Origin of the sequence: Arachnia rubra, assembly GCF_019973735.1 — a bacterium.
Lineage (GTDB): Bacteria > Actinomycetota > Actinomycetes > Propionibacteriales > Propionibacteriaceae > Arachnia > Arachnia rubra.
Genome location: NZ_AP024463.1, coordinates 896,096 through 913,976 on the forward strand (window position 1 = coordinate 896,096; position 17,881 = coordinate 913,976).

A 17,881-nucleotide genomic window follows, 5' to 3' on the forward strand; every position below is an offset into this window, starting at 1 on the left:
ATGCAACTCAAGGAGAACAATGTCGCGACACTGTCAGGTGACCGGGGCGGTCCCCGGCTTCGGGCGCAACGTCCCCTGGTCCAAGAAGAAGACCTCCCGCCGCTTCGACGTCAACGTGCAGACGAAGCGCTACTGGGTCCCGTCGCTTGGGCGCAACGTGAAGCTGAGGGTCTCGGCCAGGGGAATCAAGGTGATCGATGCCCGCGGAATCGACGCGGTGGTCGCTGACCTCATTGCCAAGGGAAGGAAGTTCTGAGGATGGCAAAGAAGAATGACCTGCGTCCGCTGGTGCGGCTTCGCTCCACCGCGGGAACCGGATACACCTATGTGACCCGGAAGAACCGCCGGAATGATCCCGACCGGATTAGCCTGCGGAAATACGACCCGGTCATCCGGAGTCATGTGGAATTCAAAGAGGCCCGCTGATGGCGAAGCGCTCGAAGATAGTGCAGAACCAGCGACGCACTCGGGTCGTTGTCCAGCAGGCTGCGAAACGTGCGGCACTGAAGGCGGTGATCGCAGATCCGGATGCCAGCCCCGACGAGCGGTTTGTCGCTGTGAGAAGGCTTTCCTCACTCAAGCGTGATGGATCGCTGGTGCGGCTACGAAACCGCGATGCCGTCGATGGCCGCCCTCGTGGTTTCCTGCGCGTGGCGGGTATCTCCAGGGTGCGTTTCCGCTCCATGGCACATCGCGGTGAGCTTCCGGGGATTGTCAAGTCGAGCTGGTGACTGCTGAAGGCCGCTGGCTGAAAGTTGAAGGGGTGATTATCTTCGATTGACCGAAAGGTGATGTCTCTCGTCTCTTTATGTTAACGTTCGTCAGCCTTACGGACGACAAGGTGGTTCGTAAGGCTGCAGACGGCATACGTGTGATTGAGAGGAAATTACGTGTTGAAGAGGATGAGGCCTCGCAGCGAGCGGAGGTCGATGGCACTCCTGCTCGCCTTTCTGATCGGCCTTGCCGGCCTGGTCATTGCGAGTCCGGCGGCGCGGGCGGCCGAGGTGGACGCCATCGACAGGTCGAGCATCCGGCTCTCGAAACTCAATGAGGGGGAGGCGGCCCTTTACCTGTGGAGCGGCGTCCGGATCGACGCCAACTGGAGAATTCCCGACCAGAGCGGGAAAGCGGGGGACACCTTCAAACTTCCGCTGCCCAAGGAGCTCGGGGGTTCCGTCGGGAGCTTCGAGCTCAAGGGTGGTGAGGGCGACTCACTGACGTACGGCACCTGCGCTGTGGAGTACACACAGGTCATCTGCACCTTCAACGCGAATGTCGAGAACAAGAACAACGTCGGCGGTTCGCTGTGGGTCAGTTCGCAGGTGAACACCCTGATCGAGGTCGACAAGATCACCTTCCCCCTCAGCAGTGGACCGCTCCAGGTGCCGCTCCCCAACGGGCAGAAGAACATCGGCTACAGCCCTCATGTGCCGAGCGACATCAAGAAGTCTGGTTGGTTCACCGGCCCTGACAAGAACGTGATCCGCTGGAACATCGTGGTTCCCGGCGCCAAGGTTGCGGACCGCTCCCGCATGGTCATCACCGACACCTACGGGGTGGCGGGTAGCAACCTGACCGTGGTCAAGGAGTATCCGAAGGTGTTCTGGATCCCCAACACCCCGAAGTGCTGGAACGAGAGTCACTCGTCCGACTGCTATCACAAGATCGACTCTTCAAGTACTCCGTCGCTCGACGTCACCGTTGACGACACCAAGGATGTCGCCACGGCGACCATCGACAACAAGGGTCAGAACTTCCAGGCCGATCGGCTGTACATGTTCGCGCTGGAGCTGAGGACGGACGGCCCGATTCCCGCGGGCGCCCAGTACACCAACAAGGCCACCGTGGACGCCGAGCAGCGCACCGCCAAGGCGGTCAAGAGCGTCTCGGGTGGCGGCACCGGCTCGGGTGATGCCGTCGGGCACATCAACATCAAGAAGGCTGTCTCCGGCGCTCAGGTCTCCGGCGACACCACCTACCCGGTGAAGTGGTCCTATGAGTACAAGGGCCAGACCCGCAGCGGAGAGCTGGCGCTCAGGGCTGACGGCACCCCGGAGACCCTGAACAACGTGCCGAATGGCGCGGTTGTGACCCTAACCGAACAGGTTCCCTCCGGCGGCGACATCGACTACGGCGACCCGGCATTCTCGGGTGAGGGAGTCAAGGACGGAGTCCCGGATGCGAACAGCGCACAGGTCACCGTGGCCGGTCTGAAGACCGTCGAGGTGAACCTCACCAACCAGGCCAACCCCAGGCTGGCCACCGTCGAGGTCACTCCTGGCGTCTGCACGCCTGGCTCCAGTGAGCCTGCCAAGCCGACGGTCAATGTCGGCAGCACCGAGGGCATCACCTACTCCGAGCCGAAGATCACCACCTCCGGAGACCAGGTGACCGTCGAGGTCACCGCCACCCCCGCCTCCGGCAAGGAGATCGACGACCAGCACCTGCCCGAGGGCTGGAAGGCAAACGGCGATGGGACCTACACGTTCACCAAGACGGTCACCCAGCCGCAGTGCGTCAAGACCGTCAGTCCCGTGATCCCGGAGGTCAACCCCGGGGTGTGCCCGGCCGATGCCACCACGCCCACCCAGCCCACGGTGACCGGTATCGCGGACACCGACGAGATCGACTACAGCGAGCCGGTCATCGCCGCCAGCGGCGACCAGGTGAGTGTCACCGTGACGGCCAAGCCGAAGGCCGGCTACCAGTTCGACACCGCGAAGCTTCCTGAGGGCTGGAGCGTTGTGGACGGGGTGGCCACCTTCACCAAGACCGTCACCCAGCCGAAGTGTGAGCTGCCGGTGGCGCCCACCATCGACCTCGGCTCCTGCACCCCAGGCTCCCTAACCCCGTCCGAGCCCACCGCCACGGTCGCTGAAACGCCAGGCATCAGCTACAGCAAGCCGGAGGTCAAGGTGGTCGACGGCAAAGTGACCGTCACCACCACCGCCACTGCCGAGGCTGGGCACCAATTCGGCGGGACGATGCCCGAGGGCTGGACCCGGGTCGATGCGACCACCGCGACCTACACCGTCACCAAGGACCAGCCGGTCTGCCAGGCAACCGAGGTGCCGCCGGTCTCCCCGAAGGTCGAGCCGGGCGTGTGCGTCCCGGGAACTGACAAGCCCGCCCAGCCCACGGTGGAGCTGCCCACGACCCCGCACCTGACCTACGGTGAGCCCAAGATCGAGGTGTCGGGCAAGAAGGTCACCGTCACCGTCACTGCGACCCCTGAGCAGGGCTACGCCGTCAAGAAGGCGGATCTGCCCGAGGGGTGGAAGTTGAACGACGACGGCACTGCCACCTACACCAGCGAGTCCGATCTTCCGGACTGCGCGACGCCAGCTCCGTCGCCCACGCCCACGCCTACGGCCACCCCGACCCCGGCCGCGCCGACTCCGGTGACGCCGCTGAGGCCGGCTCTGCCCAAGACCGGCTCCTGAGCCTGGTGCGTGACTGCCAGCTGGGTCCTGATCCCTCCAGGGGTCAGGACCCAGCGTCCTTTCATCAGCTCCTTTGTCAGCTGTGGAGCCATGACGGGATTTATCGGGCCGGATCCCGTGCTGTTTCTTCCTGATGCCCTCCGGCTGGTGACCAGGCCCGGGAAGAAATGCACGTCTATTATCGGCTAATCTAATCCCGCATGCGTCTTCGTTGCATTGGCGCATTGCCTGCTGAACAAAGAATCAGTGAACAAGAAAAAATGGGGGGATACGTCGTGAGACGACAACTGAATGCGACGAGGAGGCAGCGGTTCAGCGCGCTGTTCCTCGCCGTCCTGGTCATCCTGGGCGGAGCGCTGCAAAGCGCTGGAACAGCCCACGCTGATGAGATCAACCCGATTGTCCAGGGAAGCGTGAAGCTGACGGACAAGACATCCGCGTCCGGTCCCACCTATGTCTGGAATGATGTCCAGATCAGCGGTGAGTGGAGGATCCCGGACCAGAGCGGCAAGGAGGGCGACACCTTCCGGATCGGCCTGCCGGCCGCTTTCAAAGGGGTCAATGGCAGCTTTGAGCTTCAGGGCTCCGGCCAGGACCCCTTGAGCTACGGTACCTGTGTGGTCTCGGCGTCAGAGGTCGTCTGCACTCTCAACGCCAATGTCGTCGGCAAGAACAACGTTGGCGGCACCTTCTTCGTGAACACCCAGGTGGCCTCCACCTACACCGGAAACAACGTCACGCTGACCATCAATGGAAACGCCTCCATCGTGGTCGGCCTGCCGAATGGCCAGACCGATATCGGATACTCTCCGCAGATACCGCGGGACATCGCGAAGATCGGGTATTTCAGCGGTGACCCCTACGACACCCTGGTGTGGAAGATCCGTATTCCTGGTCAGGAGCTGAGTGGGAACACCTTGACAATCGATGATCCTTTCACGGTTCCCGGATCCAGCCTGACCGTCAAACCCGGAACTCTCGACTTCTACCGGATTCCCAACAACAATCCGCTCTGCTGGAACGAGCCCGACCGCGCTGAATGCCAGACCATGCTCTACAGCAACGATGGTGGCAGCTATCCAGACGTCACCGCTCAGATCGAGGATTCCAGCAGGATCCATCTTGTCTACAACAAGACATCGGCTTTTTCGGCGGATGATCTTTACATCCTGGAGTTCCGGCTTGCGGTCGGCGAACAGATCCTCGTGGGTGCCAAGTACCCGAACAACGTGACCATCAACGGCAATTCCTATGAGGGCGTGGCCGTCCGTGATGCCTCCGGCGGTGGCACTGGCTCCGGGGACACCGTCGGGCACCTGAACCTGCGCAAGAGCATCGAGAACAACGCCGGCAATGCCGTTTCGCAGGAGGCCACATTCCCGGTTGCCTACAGCTATCAGCTCGGCGGGCAGGCCAAGACCGGAACCCTTGAGGTGAAGGCCGACGGCTCTCTGGCGTCTCTGTACAACATCCCGAATGGCACCGTGGTCACCCTGACTGAGCAGGTGCCGGCCGTCACGGGGGTGGACTTCGGTGATCCCACATTCTCCGGGACCGGAGTCACTGATGGCGTGCCGGACGCCAACAGCGCCCAGGTCACGGTGGAGGGCACCAAGACCCTCGACATCACGCTGACCAACAGGGTCAATCCGAAACTTGGCGCCGTCCAGGTGACCCCCGGCGTCTGCGCCCCGGGCGCTAGTGAACCATCAGAGCCGACGGTTGTGGCCGGGCCGACCGATGGCATCTCCTACTCCCAGCCGAAAATCGTCAAGAATGGGGACCAGGTGACTGTGACCGTGGTCGCCACCCCCGAGACCGGCAAGGAGATCGATGACCAGAATGTGCCAGCCGGGTGGGCCCCGAATGGCGACGGCACCTTCACCTACACGACCACCATCACCCAGCCGTCCTGCACCCAGGTCGTGGCGCCGGCGGTTCCGGATGTGACCCCAGGCGTCTGCCCGGTGGACTCCACCACCCCGGCGCAGCCAGTGGTCACTGGCGTCACGGACACCGATGAGATCGACTACAGCGAGCCCACGTTCGTGACGAATGGCAGCCAGGTAACCGTCACGGTGACCGCGACCCCCAAGGCCGGGCACCGGTTTGACACCGCGAACCTGCCTTCCGGCTGGACGGTCGTCGACGGGGTCGTGACCTACTCCACAACCATCACGCAGCCCCAGTGCGCCGTCCCGGTGGTTCCCACCATCGACGCCGGCACCTGTCCCGCTGACTCTTCGACCCCGACCGCGCCCACCGCGATGATCGCCGCGGTGGATGGGCTTGAGTTCACCGGCCCGGAGATCAAGGTCGCAGACGGCAAGGTGACCGTGACCGCCACGGCCACTGCCAAGACCGGCTATCAGATCGGTGGGCCGTTGCCTGAGGGGTGGACCCGGGTGGACGAGAGCCACGCCACCTTCTCGGCTGTCCGGGACCAGCCGGCGTGCAAGACTCCGGCGCCCTCGCCTGAGCCAACAGCCACCATCACGCCGACGCCGGCTTCCAACGTCTCCCCGACGCCGGCTCCCAGCGTCACCGTGACGCCGGCGGCCAGCCCGGTGCCGGTCAGGCCGAGTCTGCCCAGGACCGGCTCCTGAGCGGCTGAAGCGCTCGTAGGAAGCTGGGCCCCGACTCGAATGAGCCGGGGCCCAGTTATTTTGTCCCCGTCGTGAGGTCTTGTGAGGTATGGGGACAGCCGGGCGGGGTCTGCCCGGCACCCAGCATCTGATCGTTTTGTGGCGCGGGCACTCCAGCAGGTGGCACGCCATCCTCGGCGAACCGGTCAACGGTGACTGAGGCTAGTAAGCGTCCCTGGCTGGCAATGGCTGTTTTTCACAGGACAGCAGAAAATCCCTGAAGCCTGAGTGGTTATGAACAGAGTTAATGCGCATTTCCCATACCGCTCAGGGCGACTTTCAGGCTGACTATTCTGATTTTGCTAGCCGAAAGTCCAACCGCAAGGGGTGTCGGTTATGCCTAGAGAGATAACTTCTGTTAGGTTTCACGGTGTTCAAAGTTCACCCTCTGACAGGGGGTGAGGATGAGTTGAAGTTTGGGGGAAGTGCGTCGTGGCTGGTGTGAGTGCGTGCCTGATGGCGTTTTTGATTGGCTTTCAGGGTGCGATTCAGGTTCTTGGCGGTCAGGTGGCAGCCATCGCGGACAATGCTCCCGATCACCCAGTCCAGGAATATGTGAATCTGCTGCCCCACTGGGAACCAGATGTTCTTGAAACCTGTCTGGTTTTTCAGGGGGAAATCGCTAACCCCGGGTATCGGGTTGTCTTGGGGGAAATGGCGGATATCCGGCCCCATCGTGATGGTTTCGACATCGAGGACCGCAATGATGGAGAGGGTACCCAGGGACATACTTCAACCGAGGCTGCGATCTCCCCGCTGGCTATGAATGAATTGCCTGGCGGGCGTGAGGGAAAGGGGAGAGACGCTCTATCCATGGAATTCCTTCCCAGCCGCCTAGTATGTCCCGATATACCTTTTATGCAGGCGTGTAAAGAGGTTTCCGGTCTTCGCCTCCCTGGATCCTACGATTCCGGGTCTACCGGCGAATCGTCTGATCTCCAGGCTTGTGCCGGTTATCAGCCGGCTGGGGTCGTCACAATGCAGGATTATCCTGAGGATAGGCGGCCGTCGCATCTTGTGGGAGTCACTAAGGGAAAGATGCCCGCCCCGAGCGATGCCAGGGCATATCTCGTGCCGGGGAAAGAGAACGCATTGGAATCTGACGCATGCCGTCTTCCGTCGTCATGGCATCGGGCTGCTGGCGTGTCCGCTGATGCAGGAAACTGGAGGGCGGAGGTCGTAGCGGCCCTGAGGGAGAATCACCAGGCCATTGACCATGCCAGACCTTCCGCTGGGACCTGCTCAGGGCGGCGGGTGAGCGGTCAGGAAGCTGGCTGGCCGGGAAATTCCGCATATAGCATGTCTGCGACGTTTTCCCTGACCCCTGTGGCCGGCCGGCAGGAGCGGCCCAACCTCACTCCGGCAAGGGCGGAGGCTGATGAGCAGGAGAATCCCGGCATGGTGGCAGGGCTTTTCTGCCTTGTGGCGGTGGCGGCGGTGATTGCCGGGCGGTATGCCGGATATCCGGCGCCGAGGCGTCACGGCCGGAAATGACCAGGCCAGCATCATCTTTATTGCTGCTGAACACGCCATGTAGGCATCGAATCGCAGGACGTTAATCAGATGTCCTGAGAGCCACGTGAGAAGAGGCCCTCTTCATGTAAGGGCCTGCCTCTGAGCCAGTCCGGGATGAGGACTCTCCGGGCCTGGGGAAAGATGCCAGGCTGATGAAGGTCGCCTCAAGACTCATCGGGTTTGTCAAAGGGCTTTCCGCAGGTTTCCTTGAAGTCTTGGATCTAGCAACTGCCTCGCGGATTCCGCTAGAGCATCCGGTGGCCGGTGTCTTGAAAAGGGTGCTCGCGGAAGATTTGGTCAGGAAAGCTTTATTTATCAAGGGCTGGATCACCGTCTCTTGGGTGATTATTGAGCGACGATGGACGTTCCATAGGACGGCTGAGAGTTGCTGGTGTTTCATGAGATGACCGGCTTTTATGCAGGTTCCGAGGCGCAGGTCAGGAAATCTCTCTACCTGGTACCGACAGCTGCTGATTTGATATCTGTGCTGACCGGCCTGACCGGGGACTGGGGGTGGATTCTTCCGAGTCCTATGCGAAGAGGTCAGTTTCGCCTTGCTTTCCGTAGAATGGGGGAGATGACAGCGTCGCGTGTAATTCCTGGTCAAGGCTTTCTAGCCTTCCGAGGGAAGCCCTGTCGAAGATGGCTGCCGCCAGGCTGATTCTCCTTATTCCGTGACGGCGTCAGGTGGGATTGAGTAGTTCTATAGGCATGAGGGATGAATGGTCTGCGCTCACTGCGATGGCCAGCGCCGCACCGCGCCGTCCCATCGGGGAGCAGGCCGGCTCTACCCGGAGGAGCCCGTCCCCTCCCCTCCTGGAATGGCCACCAAGGGGTAACGAAAGGTCATCTTTTCGGACGACAGAATTTCTTGATAGCTTCAGCCCGCTGCTATTTCGTGCACCACGAGTTCAGGGGGAACAACCCGGTATGGGAAGACACATCGGCTTTCAGAGCGAGCATGGCCGCCATGGGGGTGGTGGTTCTGCTCGTCGTGCCGGTTGTCGTGATGGGGGCACTGGTTCCTGCATGGGGATCAGCCGCCGTCCGGGTGTGGGGCGAATGGCTGCGCAGGCCGATCCCGGCCAGTCAGGAGCCGATCCCGGCCATGCCTCATCAGTGCTGGCGCCTTCGGCGGTGCCGGCGCTGAGAGGTGTGGCCGCATCGGGTTCCCGGCGTATGTGACGCGGGGGGTGCGTCCTTGCGGAGGGGTTTTGGCTGGATGAGCCTGGCCCCTCCGCATCTCATCAGTACTGGCTCAACCGGAGCCATGCCCAGGCCAAGACGTCTGGATCCTGCTGCCAGATGCCGTCGAAACGACGCTGGCCCTGGCTACTGGCATTCATCAGGCTATTTAGTAGTTCGGCGGCGAATGGTGCACTTGCGGTTTTGAGCCATGCCACGTCCTTGGGTAGCAATGGTGAGGATAGGACCGCTGGGCCGGCATCCAGGACTCTTTCACACCAACGTCTCGTGACCTCGGTGACCTGAGGTGCTTTATGCCCCCAGTCCGCTACGTCCGTGACGGTGGGGGAACAGCTGGCGCGGGCAGGTTCCTGGCCCATGCCCGCGTCACCTGGTCCAGTCCAGGCCACCAAATCCCTCCCAGGGAGCCTGGAATCTGGATCAGGCCTCCTGCGCTTATCAGGCCCAGCAGCTGGCCTTGTCCAGCAAGGCACGTGACGGTGGTGCTGGTAGCGGCGCCGAACAGTTGCGTCGCCAGCCCCGCTCCGAGTGTCCTGGCTGCGGGCAACAGGTCCAACCGCCGGCCTGAGACGACCAGCCCATGCCGGTCACCGCCCTTGATCTTTCCGGTGATCATCTCGAATCCCTCAGGCGCGCTCTCCCAGCCGCTCCAGAGGGCCTGCATCGCGGCGCGGACCTTTTCTCCACCGCCCAGCCGGCCGTCAGGGCGTGCCGTCGCATGCGCCACCAGCAGCCGGTGCCGCGACAGCGCGAAGAGGGAATCGCTGATCCCGCCCCAGCCGTCGCCCGCCTCATAACAGGCCGGGGGCTGCCCCCTGCATCAGGGGAGAGCCATTGCGGGCCAGCTGTCGCAGGGCATGCCCCTGACCCAGTGCGTGGCTGCTGCCCTGGGCTGCGAAGGTGGCCAGGGTCCTGGCGTCTGCCGGATCATCGGAGCCCAGGATTCCATGCAGCTCCCGTACCGCGGCGGCCGTGAACTCGTTGCACAGCCCGGCGGCGCGGACCCGCTGGGTCGGTGGAAGCAGTGATGCCCCGGGAATCCGGGCCGAAGCCACATCCGACAGTGTCACCGGCAAATCGACGGCTCCGCCGAGGCCAACCCGGCTAGCCAGCGGGGCAGCAACCTGGAAAGCTCGCTCCGCGGCTGTCTGCGTCCCGCAGGCCGCGGCTTCCTTCAGCAGGGCCGCAGCCTCGCCCGGGTTCCCGGCCTGCCTGGTCAGCAGTACGGTCTCCGCAATCTGCCTGGCGGTTAGGCTGCGTGACGCAGCCAGCTCGATGCTGGCGTCCGTGGCAGCGCTCCAGCAGAACCGCCAGCTCACCCCTACTGGCTCAGCTCCGCGCCATAGGCTCTGCCCAATGGGGGTGGCGTAGGTGATGCCACCTATGAGCAGGCGCATTAGCAACACATGGCGCTGCAGGTCAAGGGTATTGCGCAGCGGTTCGACAGACAGCTGTCTCTCCTGCCCGAGTGGCAGTTTCAGAGCCTCCACCTCGGTCAGGATGTTCTCACGCAAGTCCGATACGAGCGTACCGGGTGCTGTCTTGCCGGAGCGTTGGCCGATCAGCACCTGCTCTAGTGCGCCAGCCGCCGCCCGGCCTCGTCCCAGCAACTCGCCCTGGGCCAATACGGTCGTAATCGCCTCGATCAGCTCGCGACGTGCCGGTGCAGCCAGCCCACGGAGAGTGGCCAGGTCCAGGGCGCCCTGCACAGCCTTGCTAGCCTCACCGGAAAGGCCCCGGAGATGGCGACGGCCTCGGCGAGCGTGATGACGCACCGCTCCACCAGCGAGACATCGCCCACGAACTTCCTGCTGATCTCCAGCCGCTCGTCGCCGCACACGAACGCCACTACCGCCGACAGCGTCAGCCGCCACCCCGGTGGGCGCGGGCCTGGTTCTGCGGCGAGTTTTGCCAGCTCACTGGCGTAGCGCACCTCCGGGGGTGGCACCTGCTGGTTCACGTGCCGGGGTTTCTTGGCCATCTGCATCCTTCCTGGTCAGCGCCTCCGGTAGCGCTCGGTGCGTAGCTCCTGGTAGCCGGGGACATCGCCATCGTGGTACCGCTGCCACGCGTCGGTGAAGAGCTGCCGGTAGGGCACGTAGGGAACGACGATGTCCAGGCGGGGGCGGACCCGTGCCCCGTCGAGCAGGTCGTAGAAGGGAGCCTTCCAGACTTCCATCGGCAGATGTGGGCTGGCAGCCTCCTGCCAGCCGCCGGGCAGGAAGTAACTGCGTCCTGCGCGGCTCCTCATAGCCTCGACGATGAGGCCGCGCTCCAGCAGCGGAGCTGCGAACCGGGTCCGGTCGGTCTTTTCCCAGCCGTTCCAGGCATCAATGTTCTTGTCGGTGGGGTTGTGGACGGCCAGCAGCTGTAGCCAGTACCGGGCCGAATCCCCGGGCAGGTCTAGCTTCCCAGCCACCTGGGCCAGGATTTCCGGGGCGCTGACAGCTGGGTTCTGGGGCCAGCCCGCGTAGCCGCTGCGCACATCCTCTTGAAGGGCGTCGAATTCCCCGCTCAGCACCGCGACTCGCCGCAGAAGCGGATCGTATGCCTCCAGCTCTTCAGGAAAGCTGGAGACCAGTTTGCCCTCGGCCTCCCAATCCGTGACCTTGCCGGGGTCCCAGGACAGCTCGTCCCAGTTCTTTTTGGCCACGATGGTCCACGCACCCACTGTCGAGGTCTCCCCCTGTGGGGTGCCGTCCGTGCGGTGGGGCAGCCCCAGCAGGGACCGCACCTGACCAGAGAAGTCGATGATGCTGTGGTCCATGGTGCCCCGGCTGAAGCTTTCCCTGATGGCGTCGTAACGGTCCGCCAGCCAGCTCGCCTGCGGGTCGTCGCGTCTCACCTTGGTGGTGGCCCACAGCCAGGAGGCCAGGGAGTCGCTATCCGGGTACTGGTCCATCAGTTTCCGGAGCTGATAGGCGCCACGCCAGCGGAACTCTTTGTCAGCTGCGGCCAGCAGGCCGCCAGACAGTTTCGCCTGGGTCTCCTCTTCAGGCCTGGACTCCCAGAAGGCCGCCATGGCGTCGATGTCCAGGCCCTCCGTGGCCACACGCATGGGGTCGGTTGCGCCGGCTGACAACAGCCCAACCAGGGTTGGGATGCCCAGGGTCATCAGGAAATCCCGGGCCTCCGCGGCCTCGGTTGTTTTCAAGCCGAGTAGTTTCCGCACGGGTGGTGGCAGGAAGTTCTTCCTGCTGTCGTGAACGTTCGGCAGACCCGCCAGCAGGATGGCTGCGGCTGCGGGAGGCCAGCCGAGTTCCTCGGCCAGCCGGTTGGCCCGGTCTTGGTTCCAGGGCGGTGGGCCATCGGCGAGCAGTTTCTCGAAGGCCGCCACGAGACCATCGGGGGAGAGCCCTGCGGAACGCTGCTCGATGGTGGTGACCTCGCCCATGACACTCTCCGGCACTCCACCGCCGGGGGAGAAAACCAGCATCCGCTGAGTATCCCCGTCTGGTGCCAGGCAGTCGCCGATGGCGATTCCCGGACCCGTTGGGGTGTCGATCAGCTCCTCCGGTCCCTGTGCATGGCCGTCACTGGAGAATTCGCTTCTCCAGTGACGGCGGAGAGCGTTGTTGTTCCAGGAGACCCTGAAGCTGAAGACGCAGCCGGTGGGGGTGTAGAGGCCCGCGTCCAGTACCGAGGCCACGGTGGCCGCTGCGCCCCCGATCTCGTCGTGGCCGCGCAGTGGGGCGGCGGCGCAGGCCAGCAGAACCTCAGGACGGGTCAGGGGGAGGATCAGGGTCATGATGACGTCCTCCACCAGCGTCTGCTCGCCTGAGAGCCGCCTGGCTAGGGCATGCACGACCGGCCGGTCTGTGGTGTCACGCACGTCGCCCGCGAACCAGCGCATGACGGAGTCAGAAGGACGCCATGAGCTGAAATGTTGTCCTTCGTCATCTGGTTCGTCATCCGGCCTGGTGGAGGCGGCTGCTGCCAGGCAACCGGCAACAAGTCGTTTGATATAGGACGCGACCCAGATCACGGAATTGGCCAGCTCTGCGTCGCTGGTCCCTATGAGTTTCTCCACCGCTGCCTGGGCAGAAGCTGCGTGGTTAGAGCCGTCATCCCCAGGAAGAACCTCCAGCAGCTCTTTCACCTGCCCGGCCGTCACGGTCCGCAGCCGCGCACTGGCGGCCTCATCACGCACCCGGAACTGGTTCCAGCCCTGGGTGGGGACGCGGTGCAGCAGGTGCACGCGGCCGGCCGGATCGTTGAGTGTCAGTAGCTGCTCTTGGCTGGAATCCCGGTACAGCTCGCCTTCGGAGCCGATGAGCCAGTGACCCCCACCGGGCCGGGCACAGCGGCCGCTGTAGGGGATCCGTAGATGTTCCGGTGCCTCAAAGGAGTAGCCGTTGATACCGAGATGAAGCGTGCGGTCATCTAGCTCCAGCACCACCCAGCCGTGGATACCGTCCATGGTGGACAGTGGCGACTGGGCGTTGCTAGTTCCGACGGGGAACCACGCCAGGGATTTGTCGTGGAGTGTCCAGCCATTGCGTCTATGCGGTGTGATCATTTCCGCTAGTGCGGTGGGCATCGATGTCCTGCCCTTGGCTCCAGAGGCCGGGTCTATCTCAAAGATGCCCTGATCGGTGACAGCCCAGTAGCTGCTGCCATCACTGAGTATCCTGCCCATGTGCTGGAAGGGGGACGTCTGATCGCCGGCGCGTGCCAGGTGATCTGCGATCAGCCGGCCGTGGGGCACTGGACAGCTGAGCCGGAACCGATGGCTGGGCCGTCGCATCATCGAGGCATGGTGCCGTGTCGTGGGGTCGCTGGACCAGGGGAGCTCCTCCCTCAAGAAGCCGTCAAGGCGGCGGCACAGGCAGGCTGTGTCGCCATCGACCAGCATGTACTCCCATCGTTCCGGATATATGCCTCCCGGAATGGTGAATGTGACATCAGCGACACGCTGGTCACCCTCCACCCAGATAACCCGGCCGTCTCCTGAGACGCCCATAGCGGGCCACGACTCGTGAACCTCCAGCTCATGGTCCGGGCCGAATTCCCTGGCTGCCTCCTCTAGGACCGGCCAGGTGTACTCGGTGATCAGGCCGTCACGCAGGGCTATCGCCAGCAGCTTGGCCGCATCCAGTGATGCGACGAGGGTCTCCAGTTGCCGGGGATAGTGCCGGGCCCCCTCAGACGTGAGGAGCGCAGCTAGGCGCTGGAGTTCTGCGGCCACCTGGACAGGAGTGGGATTCTCCGGCAGGCGAGGCTCCAGCCACAGGCCGAGCAGCTTACGGGTGCCTGCATGGGAGACCAGGAGCGGCAGCTGGCCGTCGTTCACGACGGAACCTAAGCCTTTGGCGGCCAGCTGGGCATGTTCACTGTCTGCCAGGAACGTCAGGTCGGGGCAGTCTGCCTGGTGTGCCCATGACCTGAACTCCAGCTTGTCTTGGTCTTTGGCATATTTGAAGATGACCTTGGCTCCCGCCTCCAGGAGCGCGTCGAGGAGCTCTGGCTCCAGCCCCGATGGCGAATCCAGCGTGATGGTTCTTCCCCGTAGCCCCGGCAGGCAGCGGATGAGCTGGCTGAGCTTGCGTGGATAGTCGTAGTCCCTTGTCCACCAGTAGGAGCTCCTGAATCTCTGGGCGCAGCATTCCACCCAGCTAGCAGCATCTACCTTGCCGGTCCGCAGATCCTGGGTGATGCCGACGTCCTTCAGGAAGCTCACCCAAGTATCGGAGGTCACCGTCTCAGGCAGTAGCCCCAGCAATACGTCTCGTACCGCGGGATCGGTTCGGACCAGCTGCTTCAGGGTCCTGGCATAGCCTTTCCAGAAGGATTCCGGTGCCCGGGTCAGAGCGGGGGACCGGAGGAGGTCCGTCAGCAACCGGGATTCCACTTCCAGCTGTGTGGCGTGCGTTGCCTTGATGAGCCGGCGCAGGTCGGCGGCCAGGTTCGCGTAGGGTGGCAGGCCGCCTTTGATGCGATCGGTGTTGAGTTTGAGGAAAAGCTCCAGGGCGTCTCCGGGGCTGTGGCGCTCGAGGAGGGCTTTTGACTCATGGCTGAGTTCCCTCACGTTGATGGCTCCGGCGAATGAGAATTCGAGAAGGACCTGACGGTGACGCTCCTCGTCAATGGGCACGTTGTGGACTCGTTCGGCCTCCCGGGCCTTGGAGAAGAGCTGTGCTGCGTTCTTCCGGTCGCCGACAGCCAGGAAGACACGAGCGCCCTCTTCTAGGAATGTGGGGAGGAGATGCGGGGCTGAGTCACTGAGCGTCTTTGCCAGGGAGTCGAGGAGAACCTTCGTGTTCCCCGGTTTACTCCGCGCCATCCTGGCTGCTCTTCTCAGATCAGGCACCAGGTTGAGGGCATGCCGGGCATTAGCAGGGTCGTTGATGATTACCCAAGCGGGGAAACCGATGGCACGGTTACGCACATAGCCCACCGGCTGGCTGCTTGTAGGAACGAAACCCAGAACCCCAAGGCTGATGTCCTCAGCTGAGGACAGGTTCTCACGCACCAGCCGTACCACAGTGCGACCTTTCAGGGCAGGATGGCTGTAGTGACGTGCCTGGAGGGCGACGCAGCCCTCGGTGGGAGCTATCGCAATGCCGTCAAGTCCGACGACCTGGGAGTCTGGGATCATCTTCTACTCCTTGTCGGTGGTCACCTTGCGGCCCGCATAGATGTGTGCCGCCATACGAACCCCCTCCGAATACGCCAACGGACCCACCGTTGCCACCGGCACGATCTCATCGTTGCGTAGCCAGTGCAGGTTGCCCGTGACCGTCGCGGAATCGGGGGTGCCCTCGCCGATCCAGTACCGGGCCGTGACTGGTCTGCCGTCCTCGAAGCACAGGCAGATGGCGTAACCCCCCGATACCTTTGCGCCTGTGGAAATCGCCCGGCTCTCGGCGAACCGTAGCTGATCGAACTCGCCCCTTGCGTAGCTAGCGATCTCCTTCGTCTCGGGATCCAGGGCGCTAGGCAGACGATGCACCTCACGGAACAGCTGGTCGAAACGTTGTCTGATACCCAACTCGACGGCGAATGCGCGCAGCTCATCGAGATCAGTCAGCAGAGCCGGGTGGGGTATTAGCACCTGCTCAGCGGAGATGGACACGGATTCACCGTCCAGGTCGACGATGCCCAGGCCGTCGGAATTAGCCGCGCGCAGGAAACCTGCGATCTCGCCGTGCTCAGCCGCTACCACCAGGTCGGTCAGCCAGGAACGCCAGGCCTCATCGGCCCACACCTGTGTCAGCATCGCCCGGGGCACCGGCAGGGAACGTAGCAGCCAGCGCTCAATCTCAGCGCCCACCTCGGCATCGTGTGCGTGGAGGAAGGATAAACTGGCGTCCAGATCCTCCCACACAGGGGTTTTCTTCGCCGCAGCGGGGACTCTGAACAGCTTCTTGCCACCGTCGCTGCGCGCGACGATCTTGCCGTCGCTGATTGCCAGCTCGTGTCCGGTGCCGGTCGGGATCCACTGCATACGCCAAAAGTTACCGGGTGCCCCTGACAAGAACCCTGGCTTCGGCGCGGCCGATGCCCAGCCCTCGCGCAGAGGCAACGGCGGGTGGGCATAAACCCTAGTGATCAACAGGTGTAGCGGAATGAACTCGCTGTAGGTCATCATTGGTGGCAGTGGGTTTGACTCAGCGATGTCCTTACGAAGGGCTTGAGCGAAACCCGTGAGTTTCATGACCTGGGCTAGGAAGGATTCAGATGTCAATGCCCCATGACCCCAACAATCCTAACCAGCAGTTTGGACCTGGCCAGTCGGTGGGCGGCTCCGGCCAGCCGCCGCAGCCACCCCAGAACCCGCCGGGCCATTACTCGTCGCCTGCCGGCCCTCAGCAGGGAGGTCCTCAGTTCGCATCGCCGGCTCAGGGCCAGCAGCCTCAGGCGGGGTATCAGGGCATGCCGCCCCGGCCCGGTGCCCAGGGTCCCCAGGGAGCGCAGGGCCAGCAGCAGATGTACGCGGCTGGCTACTCCCAGCAGGGCTACGGCCAACCCGCACCGCAGAAGAAGCCGAAGACGGGGCTGTGGATCGGTCTCGGAGCTGTCGCTGTGGTGCTGGTCGCCGCCCTGGTTCTCGTCTTCTCAGGCGTTTTCGGCAACAAGACTGCTGAGAGCGGCGCCGGCGGGGACAGTTCCGCCCAGCTGCCCGCAGATCCCAAGGAGGCCGCCAAGACTGTCGTCCAGAACTACCTGACAGCTCTGTCCGAAGGCCGCGCCGACGACGCCAAGGCGCTCCTGGGCTCCTCTTCAGCATTGGATGGTGCCCTGCTGACGGCCGACGTCCTCAAGGATTCACTCAGTCGCGCACCGATCACGAACATCCAGGTCAACGAACCCACAGGAAGCGATCCCACCTTCAGGGTTCCCGTCTCCTACACCATTGGGGACTCCACCGCCACTGAGGATTTCAAGGTCGATGCTGCGAGCAAGAAGATTGAGACGCAGTTGCCCAAACTGAGGATCAGCCAGGGTAGCAAGGCAGACCTCACAGTGAATGGGACAGCGGTGAAATCGGATGAGGTCACCGTGTTTCCTGGAAGCTACCAGGTCGCCAGTGGCAACAAATACCTTGAGCTCAAGGGAGAGACCCAAGCTCTTGTGAAGAACTCGCTGGAGTCCAACTATGTGTCGGTAGAGTTCACCCCGAGCCAGGCAGGTATCGACCTGTTCCGGGAGAAAGTCCTGCCTGAGGCCAAGGCGTGTCTCGCATCCGCCAATCTCGATCCTGGGTGCAACATGGCTCTGAGTGAGTCTTTGAGCGATGGCACCACGCTTACTGACGGAACGATCAAGCGAACCCAGGATTCTGAGGCAAGCGCGACCATGGAGAACGTCACCCCCAAGGTGGGCAGCTCAGTGCCGACCATTCTCTCGTCCAACGAGTTTGGGAACTTCAAGATCAGCGCCACCTGCACTAAGGGCGGGCGGACTGGTGAATGCAACGTTCTCGGATTTGGCAGCAAGGGGACGAGGTGGCCGAAGGCCTCGATCAATGTCGCTGACGCCGATCCCAAGGTGACGTGGGAAAACAGCTAGTCACAGTGGATAGGTGGCATAAGGCCCGGCGATCCTCATGGCTCGCCGGGCCTTACCCAT

The 17,881-nt window shown here is 63.2% G+C and carries 13 protein-coding genes; 7 read left to right on the forward strand and 6 right to left on the reverse strand.

Features of this window, described 5'->3' with window-relative positions; translation table 11 throughout:
- Nucleotides 1-19: 19 nt before the first annotated feature.
- The 5 genes from rpmB (at nt 20) to SK1NUM_RS03950 (ending at nt 6,049) form a co-directional block, all read left to right on the forward strand.
- The gene (gene rpmB / locus SK1NUM_RS03930) at nt 20-256 is read left to right on the forward strand and encodes a 50S ribosomal protein L28 (protein WP_212325624.1); all 237 of its coding nucleotides are present in this window, start codon (nt 20-22) and stop codon (nt 254-256) included.
- A gap of 2 nt (nt 257-258) precedes the next feature.
- Complete coding sequence (gene rpmG / locus SK1NUM_RS03935; protein ID WP_212325626.1) at nt 259-426, forward strand: 50S ribosomal protein L33; 168 nt, start codon at nt 259-261, stop codon at nt 424-426.
- Nucleotides 426-731, forward strand: coding sequence for a 30S ribosomal protein S14 (rpsN, locus tag SK1NUM_RS03940; RefSeq protein WP_212325628.1), 306 nt, complete (start codon nt 426-428; stop codon nt 729-731). The genes rpmG and rpsN overlap by 1 nt, the downstream gene beginning before the upstream one ends.
- Before the next feature lie 198 nt (nt 732-929).
- Nucleotides 930-3,443 carry an Ig-like domain-containing protein gene (locus SK1NUM_RS03945; RefSeq protein ID WP_212325630.1) on the forward strand — a complete coding sequence of 838 codons (2,514 nt, stop codon included), beginning with the start codon at nt 930-932 and terminating at the stop codon, nt 3,441-3,443.
- 275 nt (nt 3,444-3,718) lie between these two features.
- The gene (locus SK1NUM_RS03950) at nt 3,719-6,049 is read left to right on the forward strand and encodes a DUF5979 domain-containing protein (RefSeq protein ID WP_212325632.1); all 2,331 of its coding nucleotides are present in this window, start codon (nt 3,719-3,721) and stop codon (nt 6,047-6,049) included.
- A 420-nt stretch (nt 6,050-6,469) separates the two neighbouring features.
- Here the strand turns inward: SK1NUM_RS03950 and SK1NUM_RS03955 are convergent, their stop codons facing one another.
- On the reverse strand, nt 6,470-6,817 hold the full coding sequence (locus tag SK1NUM_RS03955; protein ID WP_212325634.1) for a hypothetical protein: 348 nt from the start codon (nt 6,815-6,817) through the stop codon (nt 6,470-6,472).
- Nucleotides 6,818-7,387: 570 nt separating this feature from the next.
- Between SK1NUM_RS03955 and SK1NUM_RS03960 the strand changes: the two genes are divergently transcribed.
- Nucleotides 7,388-7,582: a hypothetical protein gene (locus tag SK1NUM_RS03960; protein ID WP_212325636.1), complete on the forward strand. Its 195-nt coding sequence runs from the start codon at nt 7,388-7,390 to the stop codon at nt 7,580-7,582.
- A 1,534-nt stretch (nt 7,583-9,116) separates the two neighbouring features.
- Here the strand turns inward: SK1NUM_RS03960 and SK1NUM_RS03965 are convergent.
- From SK1NUM_RS03965 to SK1NUM_RS03985, 5 genes are all read right to left on the reverse strand, one after another.
- Nucleotides 9,117-9,536: a hypothetical protein gene (locus SK1NUM_RS03965; RefSeq protein WP_212325638.1), complete on the reverse strand. Its 420-nt coding sequence runs from the start codon at nt 9,534-9,536 to the stop codon at nt 9,117-9,119.
- A 64-nt stretch (nt 9,537-9,600) separates the two neighbouring features.
- Complete coding sequence (locus tag SK1NUM_RS03970) at nt 9,601-10,518, reverse strand: DUF5682 family protein (RefSeq protein ID WP_212325640.1); 918 nt, start codon at nt 10,516-10,518, stop codon at nt 9,601-9,603.
- Nucleotides 10,455-10,790: a hypothetical protein gene (locus SK1NUM_RS03975; protein ID WP_212325642.1), complete on the reverse strand. Its 336-nt coding sequence runs from the start codon at nt 10,788-10,790 to the stop codon at nt 10,455-10,457. Before SK1NUM_RS03975 ends, SK1NUM_RS03970 begins: the two co-directional genes overlap by 64 nt.
- Nucleotides 10,791-10,805: 15 nt before the next feature.
- Nucleotides 10,806-15,407, reverse strand: a complete 4,602-nt coding sequence (locus SK1NUM_RS03980; RefSeq protein WP_212325644.1) for a hypothetical protein — start codon at nt 15,405-15,407, stop codon at nt 10,806-10,808.
- Between the two features lie 3 nt (nt 15,408-15,410).
- Nucleotides 15,411-16,256: a DUF4132 domain-containing protein gene (locus SK1NUM_RS03985; RefSeq protein WP_212325646.1), complete on the reverse strand. Its 846-nt coding sequence runs from the start codon at nt 16,254-16,256 to the stop codon at nt 15,411-15,413.
- 233 nt (nt 16,257-16,489) lie between these two features.
- On the opposite strand from SK1NUM_RS03985, the gene SK1NUM_RS03990 reads away from it, so the two are divergent.
- Entirely contained in the window at nt 16,490-17,821 is a 1,332-nt protein-coding gene (locus SK1NUM_RS03990; protein ID WP_212325648.1) for a hypothetical protein, read from the forward strand.
- The last annotated feature ends 60 nt before the right edge of the window (nt 17,822-17,881 follow it).